This window comes from Yersinia sp. J1 (genome assembly GCF_050586585.1).
GTDB lineage: Bacteria > Pseudomonadota > Gammaproteobacteria > Enterobacterales > Enterobacteriaceae > Yersinia > Yersinia entomophaga.
Genome location: NZ_JBOBDP010000001.1, coordinates 718,402 through 742,309, shown reverse-complemented (window position 1 = coordinate 742,309; position 23,908 = coordinate 718,402). Strand labels below are relative to the sequence as shown.

The window sequence follows — 23,908 nt, the reverse complement described above, 5'->3', positions numbered from 1 at the left end:
CATGCAAGAAACGATACTTCACAAAATTGTTCGCGACAAAGAAATCTGGGTCGCCGCACGCAAGCTACATCAGCCGCTGTCCAGTTTCCAACATCTGGTGACGCCAAGTCAGCGCAGTTTCTATCAGGCATTGCAAGGGGATAACACCGTTTTTATCCTGGAATGCAAAAAAGCGTCCCCCTCCAAAGGGGTTATTCGCGAGAATTTCGATCCGGCGGAGATCGCCGGGGTTTACGCCAACTATGCTTCGGCCATTTCAGTGCTGACCGATGAAAAATATTTTCAAGGCAGCTTTGATTTTCTGCCTCTGGTCAGCGCTGCGGTCACTCAGCCGGTGCTGTGCAAAGATTTTATTATCGAAGAATATCAAATTCTTCTGGCGCGTTTTTATCAAGCCGATGCCGTATTGCTGATGCTATCGGTATTGGACGACCAACGCTATCGGGAGCTAGCCGCCGTCGCTCACAGCCTGAATATGGGCGTACTGACCGAAGCCAGTAATGAAGAAGAGCTGGAGCGAGCAATTAAACTGGGAGCCAAAGTGGTGGGTATCAACAACCGCGACCTGCGCGACCTGTCTATCGACCTGAATCGCACCAAACAGCTGGCTCCACGTCTGCCAGCCGGCGTCACGGTAATCAGCGAATCCGGTATCAATACCTATCAACAAGTGCGGGAACTGAGCCAATTTGCTAACGGTTTCCTGATCGGCAGCGCTTTGATGTCAGAACCAAACCTGAATGCCGCAGTGCGTCGGGTGTTGCTCGGGGAAAACAAGGTTTGCGGCCTTACTCGTCCGCAGGACGCTGCAGCCGCCTATAGCGCTGGCGCAGTGTACGGCGGATTGATTTTCGTCGGCAGTTCCCCTCGCTATATCGATATGGCACAGGCCCGCGCCGTCATCAGCGCCGCGCCGCTGAAATATGTCGGCGTATTCCGCGACGCCAAGCTGGAAACCGTGCAGCATAGTGTCGAAGCGCTGGCATTAGCGGCGATTCAGTTACACGGTAACGAAGATCGGGACTATATTCAGAAACTGCGAGAATTGTTACCGGCAAGCTGCCAGATTTGGAAAGCGGTTAGCGTCGGTAATTCCCTGCCCGCCCGCGATATCCCCTCTGTGGATCGCTATGTGCTAGACAACGGCGCGGGCGGCAGCGGCCAACGTTTTGACTGGTCAGTTTTGAATCAACAGCCGTTGGATAACGTGCTGCTGGCAGGCGGCCTGAATGCCGAAAACTGCGCCATTGCCGCTACGCTTGGCTGTGCCGGGCTGGATTTTAACTCCGGCGTAGAAGTGGCTGGCGCAGCCGGAATCAAAGATCCGAACAAGATTGCCGCTGCGTTCCAGACCTTACGCGCTTATTAGAATAGCTTTGCTATGGGTGAACCCGATAAACCTACGAATAACGGACAGGATAATGACCAGACTTAACCCCTACTTTGGTGAATTCGGCGGTATGTATGTGCCGCAGATTCTGATGCCAGCATTGGTACAACTGGAAGAGGCTTTTGTCAGCGCCCAGTTGGATCCTGAGTTTCAGGCGCAATTCCATGATTTGTTAAAAAATTACGCCGGTCGCCCAACGGCCCTGACCCTGTGCCAGAATCTCACCGAAGGCACCAATACCAAGCTGTATTTGAAGCGCGAAGACCTGCTGCACGGCGGTGCGCATAAAACCAATCAGGTATTGGGGCAAGCCTTGCTGGCCAAACGCATGGGCAAAACTGAAATCATCGCCGAAACCGGTGCCGGTCAACACGGCGTAGCGTCGGCGCTGGCCTGCGCCCTGTTGGGCCTGAAATGCCGCATTTATATGGGCGCCAAAGATATTGAGCGTCAGTCACCGAACGTCTTCCGTATGCGCCTGATGGGTGCGGAAGTGATTCCAGTACACAGCGGCTCCTCTACTCTAAAAGACGCCTGCAACGAGGCGTTGCGCGATTGGTCTGGCAGCTACGAAAAGGCTCACTATATGCTGGGCACCGCCGCAGGCCCGCACCCTTACCCGACTATCGTCCGGGAATTCCAGCGCATGATTGGCGAAGAAACCAAAGCGCAGATTCTGGCGCGCGAAGGCCGTCTGCCCGACGCCGTTCTCGCCTGCATCGGCGGCGGTTCCAACGCCATCGGTATGTTTGCCGATTTTATCGATGAAGAAAACGTTGGTCTGATCGGCGTTGAACCCGCCGGTCACGGTATCGAAAGCGGTCAGCACGGCGCGCCGTTAAAACATGGTCGCGTTGGCATCTACTTCGGTATGAAATCACCGATGATGCAGACTTCCGAAGGTCAGATCGAAGAATCTTACTCTATCTCTGCCGGTCTGGACTTCCCTTCCGTCGGGCCTCAGCACGCTTATCTCAACAGCATTGGCCGCGCGGAATACGTTTCCGTCACTGACGATGAAGCGCTGGAAGCCTTTAAGGCTCTCTCTCGTAAAGAAGGGATTATCCCGGCGTTGGAATCCTCCCACGCATTGGCCTACGCCCTGAAAATGATTAACGCCGCGCCAGAGAAAAAACAGATTCTGGTCGTGAATCTCTCTGGCCGCGGTGATAAAGACATTTTCACCGTTCACGATATTTTGAAAGCACGGGGAGAAATTTGATGGAACGCTATCAGCAACTTTTCAAACAACTGGATGCACGTAAAGAAGGCGCATTCGTTCCCTTTGTGCAACTGGGCGATCCATCGCCAACCCAATCATTGGCGATCATTGATACATTGATTGCCGCCGGTGCCGATGCTCTTGAATTAGGCATTCCTTTTTCCGATCCTTTGGCCGATGGCCCAACGATTCAAAATGCGGCCCTGCGAGCCTTTGCCGCCGGAGTCACCCCAACCCAGTGTTTTGAAATGCTGGCGGAAATTCGCAAAAAACACCCGAATATTCCTATTGGCCTGCTGATGTATGCCAATCTGGTCTTCAACAAAGGCATAGATAACTTCTATCAACGCTGCGCAGAAGTCGGCGTGGATTCGGTATTAATCGCCGATGTGCCTTTTGAAGAGTCCGCCCCTTTCCGCGCCGCCGCTCTGCGCCACGGTATCGCGCCGATCTTCATCTGCCCGCCTAACGCCAGCGATGACCTGCTGCGGGAGATTTCTTCCCACGGCCGCGGCTACACTTACCTACTTTCCCGCGCAGGCGTCACCGGCGCAGAAAATCGGGCGCAGCAACCGCTCAATCATTTGGTGGATAAACTGCATGAATATCATGCGGCTCCGGCGCTGCAAGGATTCGGAATTTCCGATCCTGAACAGGTAAAAGCCTCGCTGGATGCCGGTGCCGCGGGTGCCATTTCCGGTTCGGCCATCGTGAAAATTATCGAAAACAATTTAGTGCAACCGGCAGAAATGCTGGCGCAGCTATCTCGATTTGTCAGTAAAATGAAGGCCGCCACTCGCCGTTAATACGGCATGCCCGATCCGTCAGATCGGGCATTATTTAGGTTTAATGAGTCTCTTTCCACACCAAATTGCCCGTACTAATTTGCTCAATCACTATTCATAATCAATACTTAACTGCACATGCGAACGATCAATTGCCCTATTCCGAATCACTTCGGCGTCGCTGATGGTACTGAATGTGTCGTTATTTTTGGTTCAACATTATTTTCTTCTCAACACAATGACCGCTTTAACACGATTAAAGTTTCAGCTATTAACTTTGTAGTGAACGTTCTTTTAACATTGGCAGGACATGGAGAGTAACTTATGAAGCTATTTAAAACCCTTTCAGCCTTATGTATTGCCGCCGTAATGGCGTTAGCCGTATCCGCCTGTGCTCCGACGGCCAAAACCGAAGGCACCGGGGGTTATGTCGATGACACAGTGATTACCACGAAAGTAAAAACCGCGTTACTGGGTGAGAAGAACCTAAAATCGACTGAAATTAGCGTTGAGACCTTTAAAGGCCGGGTACAGTTGAGCGGTTTTGTCAGCTCCAGCCAGCAAGCTGATCGCGCCGTACAGATTACCCGCACCGTACCCGGTGTCAAATCTGTAGCAAACGATATGAGAATTCGATAATTAATACGCGTCTTAGTCAATCATTATAAGTCATATAAGAAAAAGGAGGCGCTCAATGCGCCTCCTCTGTTTTGTGCCATATCGCTCAGATAAATTAGAAGCGGTAACCCGCGCCAAACATGAATACCCAAGGATCCAGACGGGTATTGATAGTGTGCTCTTGCCCCGCCGCTTTGAATTTCACGTCAGTTTCAATATTCATCCACCAAACGGACATGTTCAGCATCCAGTTTTCGCTGACCATATAATCCAAACCTGCCTGCCCGGCGATACCCCAGGAATCTTTCACGCTCAAATCCGTCAGGCCTGCTTCGCTGCCGGTATTATTGAATTTTTGATCAAAGAAAGTGGTGTAGTTCAGACCTACGCCTAAATAAGGACGCAGTTTGTCCTGTTTGTCGCCAAAGTAATATTGCGCCATCAAGGTTGGCGGCAATTGTTTGACTTCAGCGATATTGCCCATCGCGCCCAAACCAATTTTATGGCGGAAAGGCGTCGCAGCCAGTAATTCCACCCCGATGTTGTCCGTAACCAGATAACTGAAAGTCAGGCCCAGTTGGGTATTGTTGTCAGCGCTGAAAGAACCTTGTCCCAATACGTCATCTGAACCGGCATTTGGTCGTACCGTTGCCGTACCCGCACGGAATATGTAATCACCTTCCTGATGAGCCGATGCCAGAGACGGAGCCAGAGTTGCCGCAGCCAGTAATAACAAACATACCTTTTTCATTATCCATTCCATTTGTATGGTTTATAGTGAGGCAGAATATACCTATAAATGCGTAGTTATGATCCAATCCGGATCACAACTTTTAACGTCGTTTTAAAAAATAACATTTTGCGTAAGGTTATTTAATTCCTTAAAAACGTTGGAATTGATCTGAATCAAGAAAGGGGTGAATGGTTCATTTATTGCTGTTGGTTAAATAACCATTGATTCCTCAGGGGGAGGTAGGTAATGCTGTCAGGCGTTATCAGTTGTGTGAATTCGTGATCGGTTGGCTGTCCTATATTTTTTATTTATACAGGAGCGAATGAGTTCAAGATGAGCGCTGTTATCAACCCTTGCATTAGCTGTGGCGCGTGCTGCGCCTATTTTCGTGTTTCCTTCTATTGGTCCGAAGCGGGCAGCGAACAAGGCTCAGTGCCCAATGACCTGACTGAGCAAATCACCCCTTTTATTAGCTGCATGAGCGGTACTAACTGCAAATCGCCGCGCTGCGTCGCCCTAGAGGGTGACATCGGCCAACAGGTCGCCTGTAGCATTTATCCGGATCGACCCACTCCCTGCCATGAATTTTCCTATTCTGGTGAAAATAACCAACGCAATGAATCCTGCGATCGAGCCAGAGCCTATTACGGCTTACCGCCGTTACCTGTTGAAGAATTTGAGCAATTGGCCGCCGAGGAAATAGGTAGCCTGTTGATCACAGGGTCACAGAACGCGCATAACAGGGTATAATCCTTCCCTGAAAGTTATTTTTATCGATTATCCCAAGGAGCCTTCATGCCTATCACGGCGAACACTCTGTACCGTGACAGTTTTAATTTCTTTCGCAATCAGCTCGCCGCCATTCTGTTATTGGCGTTATTGACTGCGTTTATTACCGTCATGCTGAATCAGGCGTTTATTCCTGATGCAGACCAATTGTTGATTTTGAATGCTGGTGATACGGATATCGCTTCTTCAAGCACCATGGGAATTCGCGAAATGGTGTCGCAAATGACGCCAGAACAGCAAATGGTGTTGCTCAAAGTCTCTGCGGTGGCGACCTTCTCCGCACTGATCGGTAATCTACTGCTGGTTGGTGGAATGCTGACGCTAATTTCTGCCGTCTCACAGGGCAGCCGAATCAGCGCATTGCAGGCGGTGGGGCTTTCCTTGCCGATTCTGCCGCGTCTGCTGTTATTGTTGTTTATCTGTACCCTACTGATTCAACTGGGTTTGGCGCTGTTTATTGTGCCGGGCGTGGTGATTGCGGTCGCGGTATGTCTGGCTCCGGTGATGGTCGCCAACGAAAAAATCGGCGTATTTGCGGCAATGAAAGCCAGTGCCAAACTGGCCTTTGCTAACGTGCGTTTGGTGATTCCGGCGTTAATGTTGTGGCTGGCAGCCAAGCTGATTTTGCTGTATCTGGCCGGCCACCTTGCCGCGCTGCCACCTGCCATTGCCACCGTGGTACTGAGCACCCTGAGCAATCTGGTCTCGGCACTGCTGCTGGTTTATCTGTTCCGCTTATATATGTTGTTGCGTAAAGCATAACGTCATCATATAGAAACCTAAAAGGGCCGCTCAGGCCCTTTTTTACTGCCAATGTTATGACCAACAAAAGAAACCGCCAAGTCGAGGCGGAAGAAACATGGTGGTCAGCCCTCGACCGCGTCACTTTGTGCTCGGCAACTAATTTAGGACGATCCTTCCAGTTGCTCCGCTTCGGCTCGTTCCTCAACCCGTTTTTTACTTTGAATCAGCTTGAGTGCCAGATACAAATCCGGTACTAAAATCAGATCGTTATCCTGACTTTTTAAGCGATTCAGGCGGAACCAACGCGTTAACTCAGTGCGACGCCCCGCCAATACCAATTTGACATTGCGCTGTTTTAAGTCTCGTTTTAGCTCATCAATAGCCGCCAGCACGCTGATATCGGCGTAGGTGAAACTGGCAACCGCGTCGATCACCACCCAGTCTGCCTGATGTGGCGTTGAGTCCACCAAGTTAAGGATGCGGCGCTTAAAGTAAGCTACGTTGAAATAGGTTAACGGCGAGTTGAAACGGTAAATCATCACCCCCGGCACCGCTTTAATACCGTTATTGTTACCCATCGAGTGAATCATGCCTTCTGAATTCACCCCCAACAGTTGCTCCGTCGGGCGGAAAACGGTACGTAAAAACTGCAGTAACCCCAGTAATACCGCCAACCCAATCCCGCCGATGACGCCCACCAGCACTACGCTGCCAAAGGTAAAAATCGCCAGACTGAACGCCTGCGTATTTCTTTTTCGCAGTTGCCAGATGCCTTTGAAACTCAGTAGTGACCAAGCCGCGTAGATCAACACCACGCCCAGCGCAGCTACTGGGATAAACTGCAACGGCGCGGTGAGGAAAAATAGCACCAACGCAATAGCTAGCGCGGCAATAATCGACACCAATTGGCTCTTACCGTGGTTGGCATCGTTAACTGCGGTACGGGTGCTGGCTCCGCTGATGGCAAAGCCCTGCGACAGCGCCGAAACGATGTTAGTCACGCCCAAAGCGCGTAGTTCAACATCTGCATCGACCTCGTAACCGTTTTTGGTAGCAAAGCTGCGCGCCGTCAGCATCATACTCACAAAGCTGACTACCGCGAGGTTAAGCGCCGGAATCACCATATCGCGCAGCAAGCCCGGCTTGAATTCCGGCCAGCTAACTATCGGCAAACCGCCGTTAAATCCGCCCACCGCTTCCACGCCAAACTGCTGTAAGCCGCCGGCCCAGGTAACAAAAGTCGCGATTACGATAGCCAGCAGCGGCGCAGGCCAGTTGGGGCGCGCCCATTTCACGCCGAATAGAATGGCGAAAGTCAGGATAGAAATCGCCAGCGTAGGTAAATGACTGTTGAGAATATTGTGCGGCAGCGCCAGCACCCGCTCTATCAGCTGTGGCGGCCGGGTCATAAAACCAAACACTTTGCCCAACTGATCGACAATAATGGTAATTGCCACGCCGTTTAACAAACCGGTCAGAATCGGTCGCGACAGCAAATCCGCCAGCGCGCCCAGCTTGAACCGGCTAGCCACCAGACACCAGCTCCCCATCATCAGCGTCATCATTATGGTTAACTGCCAATGAACCTCTTTGTTTCCCGCCGCCAACGGCGCTACGACTGCCGCGATCACCGCACAGGTTGCCGCATCCGGCCCGACAATTAACTGCCTGGAAGAGCCGAAAAAGGCGTAGGCAATCATCGGTAAGATACAGGAATATAGCCCCACCGCCGCGCTCACGCCGGTTAACTCGGCATAAGCGATGGCAATAGGCAACGCCACCGCAGCCACCGACAAACCCGCACGAATATCCGGTTTTAGCCATTCGCGCTGGTAGGCCATTAACAGGGTTAATCCCGGCATCCAATAACGGAGCGATTTCCTCAGCATCTGTTCTTCTCTACCTCTAAACCAATAGTCTCAGTCCATCATGCTGAGTTCTACGACAACTGGCAACTACCAGATAAGTTAATCGTAAGTTTCTGCAAATAACGCTGGCAGCCCGCGCATTCCGGCTGATAATTAGGGATAATAACGGTTTGCCCACTGTACCCTCACATCGCTGAATCCGGTATAGTCACTTGATGTACAGAAAATGGATTGATTAATGAAGCAACTTTTAGATTTCCTACCGCTGGTCGTCTTCTTTATTTTTTATAAGATGTACGACATTTTCGTCGCCTCGGGCGCACTCATCGTCGCAACGCTGTTGGCTTTGGCTATAAGTTGGGTGATGTACCGCAAGGTCGAGAAAATGACCTTGGTCACCGCCGCCATGGTTGTGGTATTTGGTTCACTGACTTTGGCCTTCCATAGCGATCAGTTTATTAAATGGAAAGTCACGGTAATTTACGTTCTGTTCGCCGGTGCCTTGCTGATCAGCCAGTTAATCCTGAAGAAACCCTTGATTCAGCGCATGCTGGGCAAAGAGTTAACCCTGCCTGATAGCGTATGGTCGCGACTCAATCTGGCCTGGGCGATGTTTTTCCTGGTCTGCGGTCTGGCTAATATCTATGTCGCTTTCTGGTTGCCGCAGGATATCTGGGTAAACTTCAAAGTATTCGGTTTAACCGCATTAACGCTGGTCTTTACCCTGATAAGCGGCGTGTATATTTATCGCCATATGCCAACAGAACAAAAAAAATCCTAAGATTGATTTGATGCTCGCCCGCCGTTCTGGGCGAGCCATTATTGTATGAATTTACTTTTTATAAGAAGACAGAGATGACTCAGCAACTTTTACCCAACGGGGAATTGGTACTTCGTACCTTGGCAATGCCAGCCGACACCAACGCGAACGGCGACATTTTTGGCGGCTGGCTGATGTCGCAAATGGATATTGGTGGCGCTATTCAGGCAAAGGAAATAGCTCACGGTCGAGTGGTGACGGTACGAGTGGACGGCATGACCTTCCTCAAGCCGGTGGCCGTAGGCGACGTAGTTTGCTGCTACGCTCGTTGCATTAAAACTGGCCGCAGTTCCATCGTAGTGAATGTCGAAGTGTGGGTTAAGAAAGTTTCATCAGAACCTATTGGTCAGCGTTATCGCGCTACCGAAGCGGTATTTACTTACGTGGCGGTCGATGATGAAGGCAAATCTCGCCCACTGCCCGCGGGAAAGATTAATTTTGAAGTTGGCTCCGGGCAGTAATCATTTCCCGCTGCTTTTTAGCTTCAGTTTCTACCCTTAAAAAGGGTCGCCAAAGCGATCCTTTTTAAGGCGACATAGATACTGACATAGACACTGCAAAAACGTATAACCGGACGAACTTATGGGAAATAACCCAATCAGTTCATTTCCATATCACCGCCAATCTTGAACACAATGGTGGTAACATAATTTTTTGCCGCTACGGCCTCAAATCGCCATTTTCTCATCACCTGTTTAACTTCCCGTTCAAAAGTATTACGCGGTGTGGCTTCTAATATACGCACGTTGGTCACGCGGCCATTTTCATCAATGTCATATTGCACTTTAACCGAACCTTCCACGCCTAACGCCAGTGCGCGCGCCGGATAAGTTGGTTTTGCCTTACTCAGCGCTTTAGGACCAGCAGTGTTAGACGAGCCAGGCACCGAGGCTGGCGGTGCAGATTTCACCGGCGCCGCTTGGGTCACCGCGGTCGGTTCATCGGATTTAAACAGCGATTCCGTTGGCGGCTGCTCGATTTTCTTCACGTCCGGTTTTTTCACTTCTTTCTTCACCGGTTTAGGCTTGGGTTTCGGCTTAACCACTTCCTTTTTCACTGGCTCAGGTTTAGGCAAAGGAACCGGTACCGGTTCTGGCAAAACTTCAGGTTCTGGCGGGGTTTCCTCAACTACGGGCTCCGGCTGACTTTCCGGTTCGGCAGCCGTAGGCTGCGGAGCAGCAAATGTGGCGATATTAACCATCGTCACTGCAATCGGCGCATCTTCAATTTCAGGTTGTTTATTTATTTCCTCGACGGAGACATAAAGCAATGCAGCAATAACGCTGCCGTGCAACCCGAGAGAAAATGCTACTGGCCATGTAAGCCGACGAACCGGTAAAAGTTTTTTTAGCTGCATAGTGATTCAATATCCTCTGATGCCGCCAAGTTTAAATGCAAATAGCAATCATATTCAATAAGCAATGGCAAACAATTGCTTCAATCGGCACTAAATGATGTTTTTAGCTGCGATCTCAGAATGATAAAACTTTCTGTTGACAGTTAATTATCATTTTATTTCAGCACTGATAACCTGCCATTATCGGTTTAGTAAAAACAAATAACCAAAATTATGTTCGCGGGTTGAATTTAATCACTGAACATGGTCAGATGAATATTCGATTATTACTCATTTATCGGTCTGATTTTTAAGGTGATACGATGCTTTATTTAATTTTCTCAACCGATGTACCCGATTCTCTGGCACAGCGTTTGTCCGTTCGCCCTGCCCATTTAGCGCGTTTGCAAACCCTACGGGATCAGGGGCGGTTATTAACCGCAGGCCCTCATCCTGCTATCGACAGCCATGACCCAGGCGCCGCGGGTTTCAGCGGTTCAACGGTTATTGCGGAATTTGAAAGTCTGGCCGAAGCTCAAGCTTGGGCAGAACAAGATCCCTATGTGGCGGCCGGCGTTTATCAATCGGTGATTGTAAAACCTTTTAAACAAGTATTCTGATGAGTATTTGAATTTACCGGCGGATTAAATCGACAGATTAACTGTGTGGCCTATTGACTGCAGCTGCTTTAAAAAGTCATTTCTTTCGCCCATATAATATATGTGGGAAATTAACTGTTTTAGTCTTACTCTCCGTGAATTCATTAGACCAATTTAATTAACTTTTTCTTACTTAAATAAAGCGCGCAATAAAATCCTAATTAAATATTATTCATGTATTGCTGATTAACCGTACGAAGAATAGAGCATTGTAGCCCGTTTACGTGAGTCCTGGCGTTATACCCCTCATACTAATCCGGGTCTCATCGATAACCGCTGTTCTGATAAGACCCTAGAATAAAACTATTTCTTCACAATCAAGGCTTGTTGAATGGCATCGGCCAGTGGCGCTAGCCACTCGACAGCGTGCTTCATATCGTCATTAACGCGCGAATAAGCAGCCCCTTCGCTGGCACCAACCGATTGTTTAATAATTTCTAAGGCAGCCTGTACCGCCAATAGCCGTTGTTTTTGCTGATCGCTTGGGAGATTCCCAGAGCCAAAGTAATTATCTAACATTCGAGCCTCCTTTATTATTGCACCGACACAGTTGGTAAGGATCTAGCGAACACGGCCTGCATATCTTTCCCCTAATCCTGACGGGCAGAATTAGCCAGCCACTCACGTTTGAGCTGCGCATAAATAAGTTCATCGCCCCATACGCCGTTAAAACAGTCGTTTTGTATCAGATGCGCTTCTTTGCGCATTCCCAAACGCTCGACCACATTTATCGAGCCGATATTCAATGCATCCAACCGAGCAAAAATACGATGGCATCCATGTTGGGTAAAGCCGATATTCAACATGGCCTGAACCGCTTCAGTGGCAAAGCCCTGCCCGCTAAACTTTGGATTAAATATATAACCAACCTCAGCCTGAGCTGCCGGTTTATTAGACAGTTTAAACAATACTTCGCCAATATGCTCGCCGGTGTCCACACGTTCAACGGCCAAGGTTAAGGTATCTCCCTGTTCCTGAAAACGGCATTCAGTGGCCTGCAGTAAATTTGCCCGAAGAGTGGCATCATCCGCCGGAGCGCAATAGAGATAACGATAAACCGACGCCAGTGAGTGATAGGCCTGATAAGAAGGGAAATCATCTGGAGTAAAGCGTCGTAGCAGAAGTCTTAAGGTTTTAATCGGTAATTGCATTGATATCCTTGGATGTTGTTTCCACTCAAACCGGCGTTATTGGCAGCTGCCCACAATGTCTGCCAATAACAGTGTTTTTGTGAAAACAAAATGTCAGCGATTATTTAAGGTTCGCGTAGGTTTTTTCCCAATGTTCCTCGCACGCATCGACGGCCTGTTCAAGATCGTGAGGCGCAGCCTTCAAAATGCGATGATCTTTCCGTACCCACAAACTATAACTGTGTTTCCCCTGAGTCATAGTCTGTTCAGCATAAATAGTGGTTTGGAACACAGTTTCAGCCCGATCGCTGTAAATCTCATACTTGTAAAGCGCGTCACTCTTTTGCAAATTTCCAAAGAAAACCGTTTTAGCCAAAATATATCGAGACATAGAAAATACACTCTCTGCTGAAATGGAAGAGCCAGTCTCCACCGATTTGATAATTACATCTGTGATGATCACGGCATAACCGCAGTAACGGCTTTGAAATAACTCAATTTTTAAAGTTGCGTCGAGGGTTTATCCGGATCCGGCTTCAGATCAATAGTCGTATCTTCACTAATTTTTATTATTATCGTTCCACGCATGAAAACGAGATTTCGGTCAATCGTTCTAGTACCGGTTCTGTTTTATTTAATTAACACCTGATTTTAAACTGGACTTATCTGTAGAACCCTTTACACGGTTTGGGTCTAAGACTATAAGCGGTTGATTCATCTTTGATCGCCCTCAATAGAACAGGTGAAAACATATAACAATAGCTAGGATAACGTTATTTTTGGCTACGCATTGAAGACGATTGCCAGCAGATTAGGCTAAAAGTTAATTGTCTGATTTATTGTCCGTGGCACAAGAAAAGAGTAGCAATATTTATTTTTAGGCTGATATGGACATTGACATTTCATTAAACCTTCAGATTAATCTTGCACAAAGGAATAGTGAATTCTGAAATATTTCAGATAGCATTCATTGATATAAAACCGCAATTGAATCCGTCATCATTGGATATTAAATCCATAAAAAACAGTATGATACAGGAAATAATTCGAGAATTAATAAAGAAAGAACACTTGAATAAATGGCTAAATATTACGCCGAAAGGTCGGCCGCTTTATGCTATCGCTCAGTAACACCCCTGAAACTGACCTCTAGTCACAAAGCGACCATGTATATATATTAACGCGACTTTGCTCAGAAGTGAAATCCGTTCAAGAAATATCGGAAAAATATTGTTATACCCACTTCATCTGGTTAGATTCCGCGCAAAAAAATGAAGCCAAAATACTCAGAGTCTATTTGTAAGATATATTAAAACAAGATAAAAACAGCCCCACAAAGGGACCGTTCTTATTATTCTCGTCATTTACTGCCACTCATAAGCCACGCTAAACAACAACGCCCGGCGATGCTGATTTACGTGAATCTGGCGCACGCTATATATATGACGATAACGACGAGACTGCCCTTCCAACCAGCGATTACGCCGACGTTGATTTTGCCGAAGCATCCGCCAACGGCCAACTTCATTTTTACTACGTCTCATGAAACTATTCTTCCAAAGCTGAGAACCGGCTCATTATAGACCTTTCGGCTCAGCCGCCAAGTACTTGTCCGCAGGAAATAGGAATTCGTAGTTATCTTATTCCATCGCAGGTTTATTCACGCTTGACGAGAAACCCGCTAAGATTATAAGAACACAAATGGACGCAAGTCCTTTTAACTGAAAGAATTTATAGTTGAATATATCGAGTTAATGGTTTCCCCTTTTCATTACTGTGCGTACACTCAGTGATGAACGTTTGCGAACAGGACTTCTCGCTTTTATGACAACATTTTATACCGTAATCAGTTGGCTCTCCTTCTTCGGCTACTGGCTGCTTATTGCCGGGGTTACGCTACGTATCCTGATGAAGCGACGCGCAGTACCTTCCTCCATGGCCTGGTTGCTTATCATCTATATTCTGCCGTTGGTCGGGATTATCGCCTACCTATCGTTTGGGGAGCTGCATCTCGGTAAACGACGAGCCGAACGCGCCAAGGCGATGTGGCCTTCCACCGCTCATTGGCTAAGTGAATTAAAAGAATGCCAGCATATCTTTGCCACCGAAAACAGCGAGGTAGCCGCGCCGCTATTCCAACTTTGCGAACGTCGTCAAGGCATTAGCGGCGTTAAAGGCAACCAACTTCAGTTGTTGACCACCACCGATGACACGCTGAAAGCGCTGATCCGCGATATCGATCTGGCTCAACATAATATTGAAATGGTTTTCTATATCTGGCAACCCGGCGGACTGGTGGATCAGGTGGCTGAATCCTTAATGGCCGCCGCTCGTCGGGGCGTGCATTGCCGCGTTATGCTGGATTCTGCCGGAAGCGTGACCTTCTTCCGCAGCCCTTATCCCGCTATGATGCGCAACGCCGGAATTGAAGTGGTTGAAGCACTGAAAGTGAATTTGTTCCGCGTATTCTTGCGCCGAATGGATTTACGTCAACATCGTAAGGTGGTGCTGATTGATAACTTTGTCGCTTATACCGGCAGTATGAATATGGTTGATCCGCGTTTCTTTAAACAGGATGCAGGTGTGGGTCAATGGATCGATATGATGGCGCGAATGGAAGGCCCGGTAGCAACAACTATGGGCATAGTTTATGCCTGTGATTGGGAAATCGAAACCGGAAAACGTATTTTGCCCCCGCCGCCCGATGCCAATATCATGCCGTTTGAACAGGAGTCCGGCCATACCATTCAGGTTATTGCTTCCGGCCCTGGATTCCCGGAAGAAATGATTCATCAGGCGCTACTGACCGCGGTTTATGCCGCCCGTGAACAATTGGTGATGACCACCCCCTACTTCGTGCCAAGCGACGATTTGCTCCACGCTATTTGCACCGCGGCGCAGCGCGGCGTAGACGTCAGTGTTATCGTTCCGAAAGACAACGATTCCATGATGGTCCGCTGGGCCAGCCGCGCATTCTTCGCCGAATTGCTGGAGGCTGGCGTTAAAATTCATCAGTTTGAAGGCGGTTTGCTACACAGCAAGAGCGTTTTGGTCGATGGACAGCTAAGTCTGGTCGGTACGGTCAATCTGGATATGCGCAGCCTGTGGCTTAATTTTGAGATCACGTTGGTGATCGATGATGCCGGTTTCGGTAATGATTTGTCTCAGGTTCAGGACGATTATATCGCTCGCTCAACGTTGTTGGACGGTGAAGTTTGGGCCAAACGGCCACTCTGGCATCGGGTGATGGAGCGTCTGTTCTATTTCTTCAGTCCATTCCTGTAATAATGTTGCTTAGTAATGATTATCGTATTGTAGAAATTCTTAGTTATTGGCAATAAGCGCTATAAAGTGTGTAAAAGGCGCAAAGAGAATGTTTTAATGTGGGCAATATTGCGATGACTAATGGGAACCTGCACATGGACCAGACGATTATGGACCTCAACAACCGCCTGAGCGAAGACGAAACGCTGGAACAGGCTTACGATATTTTTCTTGAGCTGGCAGGCGACAATCTGGATCCGGCAGATATTCTGCTATTCAATTTGCAGTTTGAGGAACGCGGTGCGGCTGAGCTTTTCGATCCCGCCGAAGACTGGAGTGAGCACGTCGATTTTGACCTGAATCCAGATTTCTTCGCGGAAGTGGTCATCGGTCTGGCCGAGAGCGAAGGCGAACCGGTTAATGACGTCTTTGCCCGCGTTCTGTTGTGCCGAGAAAAAGACCATAAACTCTGCCATATTCTGTGGAAAGAGTAAGTCAGGCACTCATTTAGTCTCAGGCTAATGAACTACCTTACCTATAGAAAAGCCCTGTTAGCAATTGAACTAACAGGGCTTTTTTTTTCTCAATGATATTCCGCCGGAATGATTACAGTGGATCAACTTTCAGGCAGGAAACCGCATGACGGAAGCTGCCTTCCAGCAACGGCCGAGTTTTAGCACATTCCGGCCCGGCAATCGGGCAGCGGGTACGGAACACACAGCCGGAAGGCGGGTTGATCGGCGAAGGAAGCTCCCCTTCCAATAGTTGGATCACTTTGTCCCGTTCTTTATCCGGATCGGGAATAGGTACTGCCGACATTAGCGCTTTAGTATAGGGATGCTGCGGATTGTGGTACACCTCATCGTAGGTACCCAGTTCAACCGCGTGGCCGAGATACATCACCAATACGCGATCGGAAATGTGTTTTACCACCGCCAAATCGTGAGCAATAAAGATCAACGACAGCCCCATCTCACGCTGTAACTGCTGCAACAGGTTAACCACCTGCGCCTGAATCGATACGTCCAGAGCCGATACCGGTTCGTCACAAATAACCAGTTTCGGCTCCAGAATCAGCGCCCTGGCAATACCGATGCGTTGACACTGACCGCCAGAGAACTCATGCGGATAACGGTTGATTAGGTTAGGTAACAGGCCCACTTTCAACATCATGGCCTTCACTTTATCCCGCACTTCCTGACGTGGCATTTTAGGGTAATAGGTGCGTAAAGGTTCGGCAATAATTTCGCCGATAGTCATTCGCGGATTCAATGACGCTAGCGGGTCTTGGAAAATCATCTGAATATCGCTGCGCGTAGTACGCCACTCGGCGTCGCTCATATTCAGCATATCTTTCCCTAACCAGGCAACGCTGCCACCGGTCGCTTTAACCAAACCGATAATGGCGCGAGCGAAGGTCGATTTACCGCAGCCGGATTCGCCCACTACACCAAGGGTTTCCCCTTCGTATAAACGCAGCGTCACGCCGTCCACCGCTTTCAGGGTTTTCGACGGTTGCCAGAACCACTGTTTGCCATCCTGAATGTCGAAGTGCACTTTCAGATCGGCGACCTCGAGCAAAACGCGCTTATCTGTCACTGTATTCATACCAATTCCCCCACTGGCTTAAAGCAAGCGCGTAAGCGCCCTTCACCAAAATGCTCCAATTCCGGTGCGGTTGAGCAACGGTCCATGGCGTACTGACAGCGAGGCTGGAACGGGCAGCCTTTCGGTAAACGCAGCAGGTTCGGCGGATTGCCGGGGATGGTCATCAGCGATTCGCCTTCAGCGTCCAGACGCGGAACCGCATTCAGTAAACCAATGGAATATGGGTGACTTGGATGATAAAACACGTCGCGGGCTTTGCCGTATTCCATGGTTCGGCCAGCATACATCACCAATACTTTATTACAGATACCGGCCACTACGCCCAAATCATGGGTAATCATGATAATCGCGGTATTGAATTCGTTTTTCAGCTCATTCAGCAGCGTCATAATCTGCGCCTGTACGGTAACGTCCAGAGCAGTAGTCGGCTCATCAGCAATCAATAACTTAGGACGGCACAGCAACGCCATAGCAATCATGACTCGCTGACGCATCCCGCCAGAAAACTCATGGGGATACATCCGCATCCGTTTACGGGCTTCCGGCATTTTTACTGCATCCAGCATCCGAATGGATTCTTCAAAGGCTTCGCTTTTGCTCATCTTTTTATGCAGTTGCAGCACTTCCATCAGCTGTTCGCCGACGCGCATATAAGGATTCAGCGATGTCATCGGGTCCTGGAAAATCATCGAGATTTCCTCTGCCCGCATCCGGTTTAGCTGTTTTTCCGGCAGATTCAGAATTTCCCGACCATTGAATTTGGCCGAACCGCCAATACGCCCGTTGCTGGCCAGTAGGCCCATCAGAGCAAATGCGGTCTGAGATTTACCTGAACCAGACTCCCCAACGATACCCAAGGTTTCGCCAGCACGTAGGTCGAAGTTCAGATCGTTCACCGCCGTCACATCGCCATCCGGCGTGGAGAAAGTCACACTGAGGTCTTTCACATCCAATAAAACGGACTGTGGATTGGCAGACTGATTATTCGTAATCGACATGGCAATATTCCTCAGCGATCTTTCGGGTCGAGGGCATCACGCAAGCCATCGCCGATAAAATTGAAACAAAATAGCGTAATCACCAGGAATCCCGCCGGAAACATCAGCAACCAAGGGGAGACTTCCATCGAGTTGGCTCCATCACTCAATAATGCGCCCCAGCTACTTAACGGTTCCTGAGTCCCCAATCCGAGGAAGCTCAGGAAGGATTCGAACAGAATCATACTCGGTACCAATAAAGAAGCGTAAACCACCACCACGCCCAATACGTTAGGGACGATATGTCGCACCACAATATTGCGGGTTGATACGCCGCCCACCAGCGCCGCTTCAATGAATTCTTTGCGCTTCAGGCTTAGCGTCTGCCCGCGCACGATACGCGCCATATCCAGCCAGGAAACCATGCCGATCGCCACAAAGATCAGCAAAATGTTCTGTCCGAAGAAGGTCACTAATAGAATCACGAAGAACATAAACGGGAAGGAGTTCAGAATTTCCAGCAACCGCATCATCAGGGAGTCGATTTTTCCGCCCAGATAACCGGAGAGTGAACCGTACAAAGTTCCGACCACCACGGCGACCAGAGCCGCTGCGACACCGACCATCAGCGAGATTCGTCCACCGATGGCAACACGAACCAGTAAGTCACGGCCAGAGGAATCGGTGCCAAAATAGTGGCCGGATTCAAAGCTCGGCGCGGCCGACATCATGGCCCAATCGGTATCATCATAGGCAAATGGCGACAGCATTGGAGCCAGAATCACAAATAAAGTAATTAACATCAAGACCACCAAACTGGTGATCGCCGCGCGGTTATGTACAAAACGGCGACGGGCATCCTGCCAAAGGCTACGCCCTTCTACTTCCAGTTTTTCACTGAAAGCTTCCAGCGTTTCGCTATTTCTTTTGCTCAACATAATAGGCCAGCTCCAGTGTTAGTAACGGATTTTTGGATCGATAACGGCATAGAGCACATCAACGATCGCATTAAATAAAATGGTTAACGCGCCCACCAGTATCGTCAAACTCAACACCAGAGAATAATCGCGGTTTAACGCACCGTTTACGAACAGCTGACCAATCCCCGGCAACCCGAAGATGGTTTCAATAACCATAGAGCCGGTAATAATACCCACGAACGCTGGCCCCATATAAGACAGAACGGGCAACAGCGCCGGTTTTAATGCGTGGCGGAATACAATAGTACGTAGCGGCAAACCTTTGGCTCGCGCGGTGCGAATAAAGTTGGAATGCAGAACCTCAATCATCGAACCGCGGGTAATACGCGCGATACTGGCTATATAAGCCAGAGAAAGCGCCACCATCGGCAGAATCATAAATTTCAGTGCGCCCCCGTTCCAACCGCCACCCGGTAACCATTTAAGCATGATGGCAAAAATCAGCACCAACAGCGGTGCCACCACGAAACTGGGGATAACTACCCCGGTCATGGCAAAGCCCATCACCGTATAATCCCATTTGGTATTCTGATTCAACGCCGCAATAACGCCGGCACTCACCCCCAACACCACGGCCAAAATAAAGGCCGCAAGACCGAGCTTGGCGGAAACCGGGAAAGACGCGGCCACCAAATCGTTAACGGTATAATCTTTATATTTGAATGAAGGCCCCAAATCACCTTGCGCCAATTGGCCAAGGTAGTTGAAATACTGCTTATAGATAGGATCGTTGAGGTGATATTTTGCCTCAATATTGGCCATGACTTCTGGCGGAAGATTACGCTCACCGGTAAATGGACTTCCCGGCGCAAGACGCATCATAAAGAATGAAATAGTAATCAGTATAAATAACGTCGGAATTGCTTCCAAACAGCGGCGTAAAATAAACTTTAACATTGCCCGTACCTGTGTCTTTAGCCTTTTACTACGGCTTTATATTATCGAAACAATAAGGGCAGTTTCCCATAGGAAACCGCCCTCAAAATGATTAATGCTTGATAATATAAAGATCTTTAACGTGCAAGTTGTCCAGCGGGTCTTTACCGGTGTAGCCACCAACGTAAGGTTTCACCAAACGGGCGTTCACGTAGTAATACACCGGCACGATGGCAGAATCTTTATCCAACTGAGTTTCTGCCTGCTGATACAACGCCGCTCGCTCTTCGTCAGTTTTCACTTTCAGCGTATCAGAAATCAGCTTGTCAAAGGCCGGGCTCTTATAATGAACGGTATTGTTGCTGCTGTTAGACAGCATCATATTCAGGAAGGAAGAAGGCTCGTTGTAATCGGCACACCAGCCGGCACGCGCCACGTCGAAATTGCCCTGATGGCGCGTATCCAGGAAGGTTTTCCATTCCTGATTCTCCAGTTTCACGTCCACACCCAGATTTTTCTTCCAGATAGACGCAGCGGCGATAGCCAATTTTTTATGCAGATCAGAAGTGTTATACAACAGGTTGAATGTCAGCGGTTTATCTTTGGTATAACCGGCTTCGGCCAACAATTTTTTCGCTTCTTCATTACGTTTTTCTTGTGTCCAGCTCGCCCACTCAGGCTGCTTCAGATTGGCACCGCTGGTATAAGGCGGAGTGAAACCAAAGGCTGGCAGATCGCCCTGATTCTTCACCTTATTAACGATAACGTCGCGATCCATACCTAATTTCAATGCTTCACGCACGCGAACATCGGTAAATGGCGCTTTCGCATTATTGATTTCGTAGTAATAAGTACAAAGATAAGGATCTACATGTACCTGATCGGGGATCTCTTTCTTCAGTTTCTGGAATAACTCGATCGGCATGTTGTTATAGGTCATGTCGATTTCACCGGTGCGATAACGGTTAACATCAGTCACTTCTGAAGAAATTGGCAGATAAGTAACTTGATTGATAACGGTTTTTTCGTTATCCCAATAGGTTGGGCTACGTTCCAGAACGATGCGTTCGTTAACCACCCAGTCTTTCAGTTTATAAGCACCGTTGCCAACGAAGTTCTTTGGTTGAGTCCATTTGTCGCCAAACTTCTCGACTACGGCTTTATTCACCGGAGACATAGACGGGTGCGCCAGCAATTTGGCCAAGTAAGGCACCGGCTCGCTTAAAGTGACTTCCAGCGTATGATCATCCAGCGCTTTTACGCCCAGTGTGTCAGCGGGTTTTTTACCGGTAATAATGTCATCGATATTCGCGATATGCGCATATTGCACATAGCTTTCGTAAGGGGAAGCCGTTTTCGGGTCGGCCAGTCGTTGCCAGCTATAAACGAAGTCTTGCGCAGTGACAGGGTCACCGTTTGACCATTTAGCATCTTTACGCAGATGGAAAGTCCAGACCTTAAAGTCTTTGTTATCCCAGCTTTCTGCCACACCCGGAACAATATCACCGTTTGGCGAGTTGATCACTACGCCTTCCAGCAGGTCACGGGACAGGTTTGACTCAGGCACGCCTTCAATTTTATGCGGATCCAAAGACTGAGGTTCAGAACCGTTATTACGGACTAAAACCTGCTTTTCTGCCAATTGAACGCCGGCGGGAACGTCAGCGGCGAAACTGCTGCTGACCGACGCTATACCCAAAGCGGCGATGATACCTGCGGCCAGGAGACTTTTCTTTGTGATGTTGGTCATACTTATCTTAACTCCAGTTTTTTATTATTGCGTTATCCAGTGACTGAATACGCCTCACCTTTTAAAAGGCATTTTTTTATTTACCCCTATGGAGGAACGAATCCACAGGAAGTAAGACCCCATATGTATTAACACCGCACTGACGCTGCGTCATACATCCCTATTTCACTGCCATCATTGTTTTTACTACGATATTACTGACTCTGCTAGAGTTTACGGATATACAAATTCTTTATATCGGTAGCGTCCTGCGGATCTTTTCCGCTAAAACCGCCTACCGTTGGCCGAATAAGTCGGGCGCTGACCCGGTAATACACCGGAACCATCACCGAATCTTTATCCAGTAAATTTTCTGCCTGTTGGTATAGCGTGGCGCGGGCTTTTTCATCCGACGCGGTCAGCGTTTTAGCCAAAATAGCGTCAAATTCAGGGCTTTTATAGAAGAAGGTATTATTGCTACCGTCGGATAACAGCATATTCAGGAAGGCGCTAGGCTCATTATAATCCGCGCACCACGTGGCTCGAGCCACGTCAAATTGACCTTGATGGCGGCTTTCTAGCGAAGTTTTCCATTCCTGATTCTGCAAAGTAACTTTGGCACCCAGATTCTTTTGCCACATAGATGCGGCAGCAATTGCCTGCTGTTTATTCTGATCCGATGTGTTGTAGAGCAAATTGAACTTCAACGGATTTTTATCGTTATATCCAGCCTCGGCCAATAGCTGTTTTGCCACTTGATTACGTTTTTCTTGCGACCAACCCGCCCACTCCGGCAATGTAAAATTCGCCCCTTCCATAAACGTTGGCGTAAATCCGTAAGCTGGGATCTGCCCTTGTCCCATAATCTTATTGGCGATCACATCCCGATCCAGCGTCAATTTAATGGCGGTTCTCACGCGCGCATCGGTAAACGGCGCTTTGCCATTATTAATTTCATAATAGAAAGTACAGAGATAAGGGCTTACGTGAACTTCTTTTGGCAGATCTTGCTTCATTTTGGCGAATAAAGTTGGCGGGATAGCACCACTGGTAATATCTATTTCACCGCTACGATAACGGTTGATATCACTCACTTCAGAGGCTATTGGCAAGAACGTCGCCTGATCAATCACTGTCGCTTTATTATTCCAATAGGTAGGATTACGTTCAATAACAATGCGTTCGTTAACCACCCAATCTTTCAGATTGTATGCACCATTGCCGACATAGTTTCCCGGCAAAGTCCATTTATCGCCAAACTTTTCCACCGCAGCCCGATTCACTGGCTTCATTGAAGTATGCGATAACATACTGACAAAATACGGTACGGGTTTACTTAATGTGACCTGTAGCGTTTTAGCATCCAATGCCTTAACGCCTAAAGTGCCCGGCGTTTTCGTGCCTTTTAAAATATCGTCAACGTTTTCAATTTGAGCGTACTGCAAATAACTGGCGTAAGGCGAACCTATTTTAGGATCAGCCAAACGCTGCCAGCTGTACACAAAATCTTCTGCGGTCACGGGCGCCCCATCATTCCAAACCGCGCCATCCCGTAGATGGAAAGTCCAAACCTTAAAATCTTTATTTTCCCAATGAGTCGCAACGGCGGGGATAATATGGCCATCGGCGTCATTACTCACCAAACCTTCCAGCAAATTTAAAATCACATTGCTTTCCGCAACGCCTTCAACTTTATGAGGATCGAGCGACGCAACTTCTGCGCCGTTATTAATGGTGATGGATTGAGTTGCGGATAATTCAACGCCGGCAGGAACAGTTGCGGCACCGACCATACAAGGAAAAGATAAACTCAGAATAGTGCTAAGTACTGTTAATGGCTTACGCTTCAACTTTATCTGCATGTCCAATAGTCCTTTTTCCAAATTTATGATGTTTTTTTTAATGGTTAGGGTCAGTCTGGAGCCAATACCGCGCTGCACTGCTCATTTCCTTGCAATATCCATGCTCATTTTTTGCAGAGAACACAGAAAAATCTCATTCGGAAGTGGTTCGAAAGCTAACAGAAGCAGAAAATCTACGCCAATAATTTTTACAGAAATGTTAAGCAATTCTCTTTTCTTGCATTGAATGAGTAATCTTTCATAGTATTAACCCCACCCAAAAAATTACGCAACAATTTGATTTAACTATATTAATTCAGAGGGAAGGAAAAAATTGAACTAATGAAATTTCGCACAACCCGAAGAAAGAAACATAAAATTAACATTTATACCATTCCCAGAATAAACATCTGGATATGTTGTCTTAATCACTAATAACATCTAGATAAATTCCACACAAGCATTACAGAATCATGTGAGCAAATTAACAACAAATGACGGATTTATTTTAATCAAACGGCGCTGATGCCAGTGCGTAA

The 23,908-nt window shown here is 48.2% G+C and carries 24 protein-coding genes; 11 read left to right on the top strand and 13 right to left on the bottom strand.

What is annotated here, in order from left to right:
• The first annotated feature begins 1 nt into the window (after position 1).
• The 4 genes from trpCF (at position 2) to ACQ4OC_RS03165 (ending at position 4,036) form a co-directional block, all read left to right on the top strand.
• Positions 2–1,369, top strand: a complete 1,368-nt coding sequence (gene trpCF, locus ACQ4OC_RS03180; RefSeq protein ID WP_430970922.1) for a bifunctional indole-3-glycerol-phosphate synthase TrpC/phosphoribosylanthranilate isomerase TrpF — start codon at positions 2–4, stop codon at positions 1,367–1,369.
• A gap of 49 nt (positions 1,370–1,418) precedes the next feature.
• The gene (gene trpB, locus ACQ4OC_RS03175; protein WP_179207936.1) at positions 1,419–2,612 is read left to right on the top strand and encodes a tryptophan synthase subunit beta; all 1,194 of its coding nucleotides are present in this window, start codon (positions 1,419–1,421) and stop codon (positions 2,610–2,612) included.
• Complete coding sequence (trpA, locus tag ACQ4OC_RS03170; RefSeq protein ID WP_064513633.1) at positions 2,612–3,418, top strand: tryptophan synthase subunit alpha; 807 nt, start codon at positions 2,612–2,614, stop codon at positions 3,416–3,418. The genes trpB and trpA overlap by 1 nt, the downstream gene beginning before the upstream one ends.
• A gap of 303 nt (positions 3,419–3,721) precedes the next feature.
• Positions 3,722–4,036, top strand: a complete 315-nt coding sequence (locus tag ACQ4OC_RS03165; RefSeq protein WP_064513631.1) for a BON domain-containing protein — start codon at positions 3,722–3,724, stop codon at positions 4,034–4,036.
• A 94-nt stretch (positions 4,037–4,130) separates the two neighbouring features.
• On the opposite strand, the gene ompW is transcribed toward ACQ4OC_RS03165, so the two are convergent.
• Positions 4,131–4,766 carry an outer membrane protein OmpW gene (gene ompW / locus ACQ4OC_RS03160; RefSeq protein ID WP_120805458.1) on the bottom strand — a complete coding sequence of 212 codons (636 nt, stop codon included), beginning with the start codon at positions 4,764–4,766 and terminating at the stop codon, positions 4,131–4,133.
• Positions 4,767–5,081: 315 nt separating this feature from the next.
• Between ompW and ACQ4OC_RS03155 the strand changes: the two genes are divergently transcribed.
• Both ACQ4OC_RS03155 and ACQ4OC_RS03150 read left to right on the top strand, forming a co-directional pair.
• Positions 5,082–5,498 carry a YkgJ family cysteine cluster protein gene (locus tag ACQ4OC_RS03155; protein WP_064513627.1) on the top strand — a complete coding sequence of 139 codons (417 nt, stop codon included), beginning with the start codon at positions 5,082–5,084 and terminating at the stop codon, positions 5,496–5,498.
• A 45-nt stretch (positions 5,499–5,543) separates the two neighbouring features.
• Complete coding sequence (locus tag ACQ4OC_RS03150; protein ID WP_064513625.1) at positions 5,544–6,299, top strand: YciC family protein; 756 nt, start codon at positions 5,544–5,546, stop codon at positions 6,297–6,299.
• A 143-nt stretch (positions 6,300–6,442) separates the two neighbouring features.
• Here ACQ4OC_RS03150 and ACQ4OC_RS03145 read toward each other — a convergent pair whose 3' ends face one another.
• A complete protein-coding gene (locus ACQ4OC_RS03145; RefSeq protein ID WP_120805454.1) occupies positions 6,443–8,170 on the bottom strand; it encodes a SulP family inorganic anion transporter in 1,728 nt (575 codons plus the stop codon).
• A 217-nt stretch (positions 8,171–8,387) separates the two neighbouring features.
• On the opposite strand from ACQ4OC_RS03145, the gene ACQ4OC_RS03140 reads away from it, so the two are divergent.
• Both ACQ4OC_RS03140 and yciA read left to right on the top strand, forming a co-directional pair.
• Positions 8,388–8,930, top strand: coding sequence for a septation protein A (locus ACQ4OC_RS03140; protein ID WP_064513621.1), 543 nt, complete (start codon positions 8,388–8,390; stop codon positions 8,928–8,930).
• A 74-nt stretch (positions 8,931–9,004) separates the two neighbouring features.
• Positions 9,005–9,430, top strand: a complete 426-nt coding sequence (gene yciA, locus ACQ4OC_RS03135; RefSeq protein WP_049598221.1) for an acyl-CoA thioester hydrolase YciA — start codon at positions 9,005–9,007, stop codon at positions 9,428–9,430.
• 137 nt (positions 9,431–9,567) lie between these two features.
• Here the strand turns inward: yciA and ACQ4OC_RS03130 are convergent, their stop codons facing one another.
• Positions 9,568–10,326 carry an energy transducer TonB gene (locus ACQ4OC_RS03130; protein WP_430970921.1) on the bottom strand — a complete coding sequence of 253 codons (759 nt, stop codon included), beginning with the start codon at positions 10,324–10,326 and terminating at the stop codon, positions 9,568–9,570.
• 302 nt (positions 10,327–10,628) lie between these two features.
• Between ACQ4OC_RS03130 and ACQ4OC_RS03125 the strand changes: the two genes are divergently transcribed.
• Complete coding sequence (locus ACQ4OC_RS03125; RefSeq protein WP_064513617.1) at positions 10,629–10,925, top strand: YciI family protein; 297 nt, start codon at positions 10,629–10,631, stop codon at positions 10,923–10,925.
• A 342-nt stretch (positions 10,926–11,267) separates the two neighbouring features.
• On the opposite strand, the gene ACQ4OC_RS03120 is transcribed toward ACQ4OC_RS03125, so the two are convergent.
• From ACQ4OC_RS03120 to ACQ4OC_RS03105, 4 genes are all read right to left on the bottom strand, one after another.
• Positions 11,268–11,483 carry a hypothetical protein gene (locus ACQ4OC_RS03120; protein WP_064513615.1) on the bottom strand — a complete coding sequence of 72 codons (216 nt, stop codon included), beginning with the start codon at positions 11,481–11,483 and terminating at the stop codon, positions 11,268–11,270.
• A 71-nt stretch (positions 11,484–11,554) separates the two neighbouring features.
• Positions 11,555–12,115, bottom strand: coding sequence for a GNAT family N-acetyltransferase (locus ACQ4OC_RS03115; RefSeq protein ID WP_064513613.1), 561 nt, complete (start codon positions 12,113–12,115; stop codon positions 11,555–11,557).
• 100 nt (positions 12,116–12,215) lie between these two features.
• Positions 12,216–12,485, bottom strand: a complete 270-nt coding sequence (locus tag ACQ4OC_RS03110) for a hypothetical protein (RefSeq protein ID WP_064513611.1) — start codon at positions 12,483–12,485, stop codon at positions 12,216–12,218.
• Positions 12,486–13,458: 973 nt separating this feature from the next.
• A complete protein-coding gene (locus ACQ4OC_RS03105) occupies positions 13,459–13,638 on the bottom strand; it encodes a YciY family protein (RefSeq protein WP_038242532.1) in 180 nt (59 codons plus the stop codon).
• A gap of 280 nt (positions 13,639–13,918) precedes the next feature.
• Here ACQ4OC_RS03105 and cls point away from each other — a divergent pair, with 280 nt between their 5' ends.
• Positions 13,919–15,379, top strand: a complete 1,461-nt coding sequence (gene cls, locus ACQ4OC_RS03100) for a cardiolipin synthase (protein ID WP_064513607.1) — start codon at positions 13,919–13,921, stop codon at positions 15,377–15,379.
• A gap of 149 nt (positions 15,380–15,528) precedes the next feature.
• Positions 15,529–15,852, top strand: a complete 324-nt coding sequence (locus ACQ4OC_RS03095; protein ID WP_064518254.1) for an HI1450 family dsDNA-mimic protein — start codon at positions 15,529–15,531, stop codon at positions 15,850–15,852.
• Positions 15,853–15,964: 112 nt separating this feature from the next.
• Here ACQ4OC_RS03095 and oppF read toward each other — a convergent pair whose 3' ends face one another.
• From oppF to ACQ4OC_RS03065, 6 genes are all read right to left on the bottom strand, one after another.
• Entirely contained in the window at positions 15,965–16,966 is a 1,002-nt protein-coding gene (oppF, locus tag ACQ4OC_RS03090; protein ID WP_430970920.1) for a murein tripeptide/oligopeptide ABC transporter ATP binding protein OppF, read from the bottom strand.
• The gene (locus ACQ4OC_RS03085) at positions 16,963–17,964 is read right to left on the bottom strand and encodes an ABC transporter ATP-binding protein (RefSeq protein ID WP_064513605.1); all 1,002 of its coding nucleotides are present in this window, start codon (positions 17,962–17,964) and stop codon (positions 16,963–16,965) included. Before ACQ4OC_RS03085 ends, oppF begins: the two co-directional genes overlap by 4 nt.
• 11 nt (positions 17,965–17,975) lie before the next feature.
• Positions 17,976–18,884, bottom strand: coding sequence for an oligopeptide ABC transporter permease OppC (gene oppC, locus ACQ4OC_RS03080; RefSeq protein WP_049598206.1), 909 nt, complete (start codon positions 18,882–18,884; stop codon positions 17,976–17,978).
• Between the two features lie 15 nt (positions 18,885–18,899).
• Positions 18,900–19,820: an oligopeptide ABC transporter permease OppB gene (gene oppB, locus ACQ4OC_RS03075; RefSeq protein WP_064513603.1), complete on the bottom strand. Its 921-nt coding sequence runs from the start codon at positions 19,818–19,820 to the stop codon at positions 18,900–18,902.
• 91 nt (positions 19,821–19,911) lie between these two features.
• Entirely contained in the window at positions 19,912–21,549 is a 1,638-nt protein-coding gene (gene oppA, locus ACQ4OC_RS03070) for an oligopeptide ABC transporter substrate-binding protein OppA (protein ID WP_064513601.1), read from the bottom strand.
• A gap of 206 nt (positions 21,550–21,755) precedes the next feature.
• Positions 21,756–23,390, bottom strand: a complete 1,635-nt coding sequence (locus ACQ4OC_RS03065) for an ABC transporter substrate-binding protein (RefSeq protein ID WP_430970919.1) — start codon at positions 23,388–23,390, stop codon at positions 21,756–21,758.
• Between the last annotated feature and the right edge of the window lie 518 nt (positions 23,391–23,908).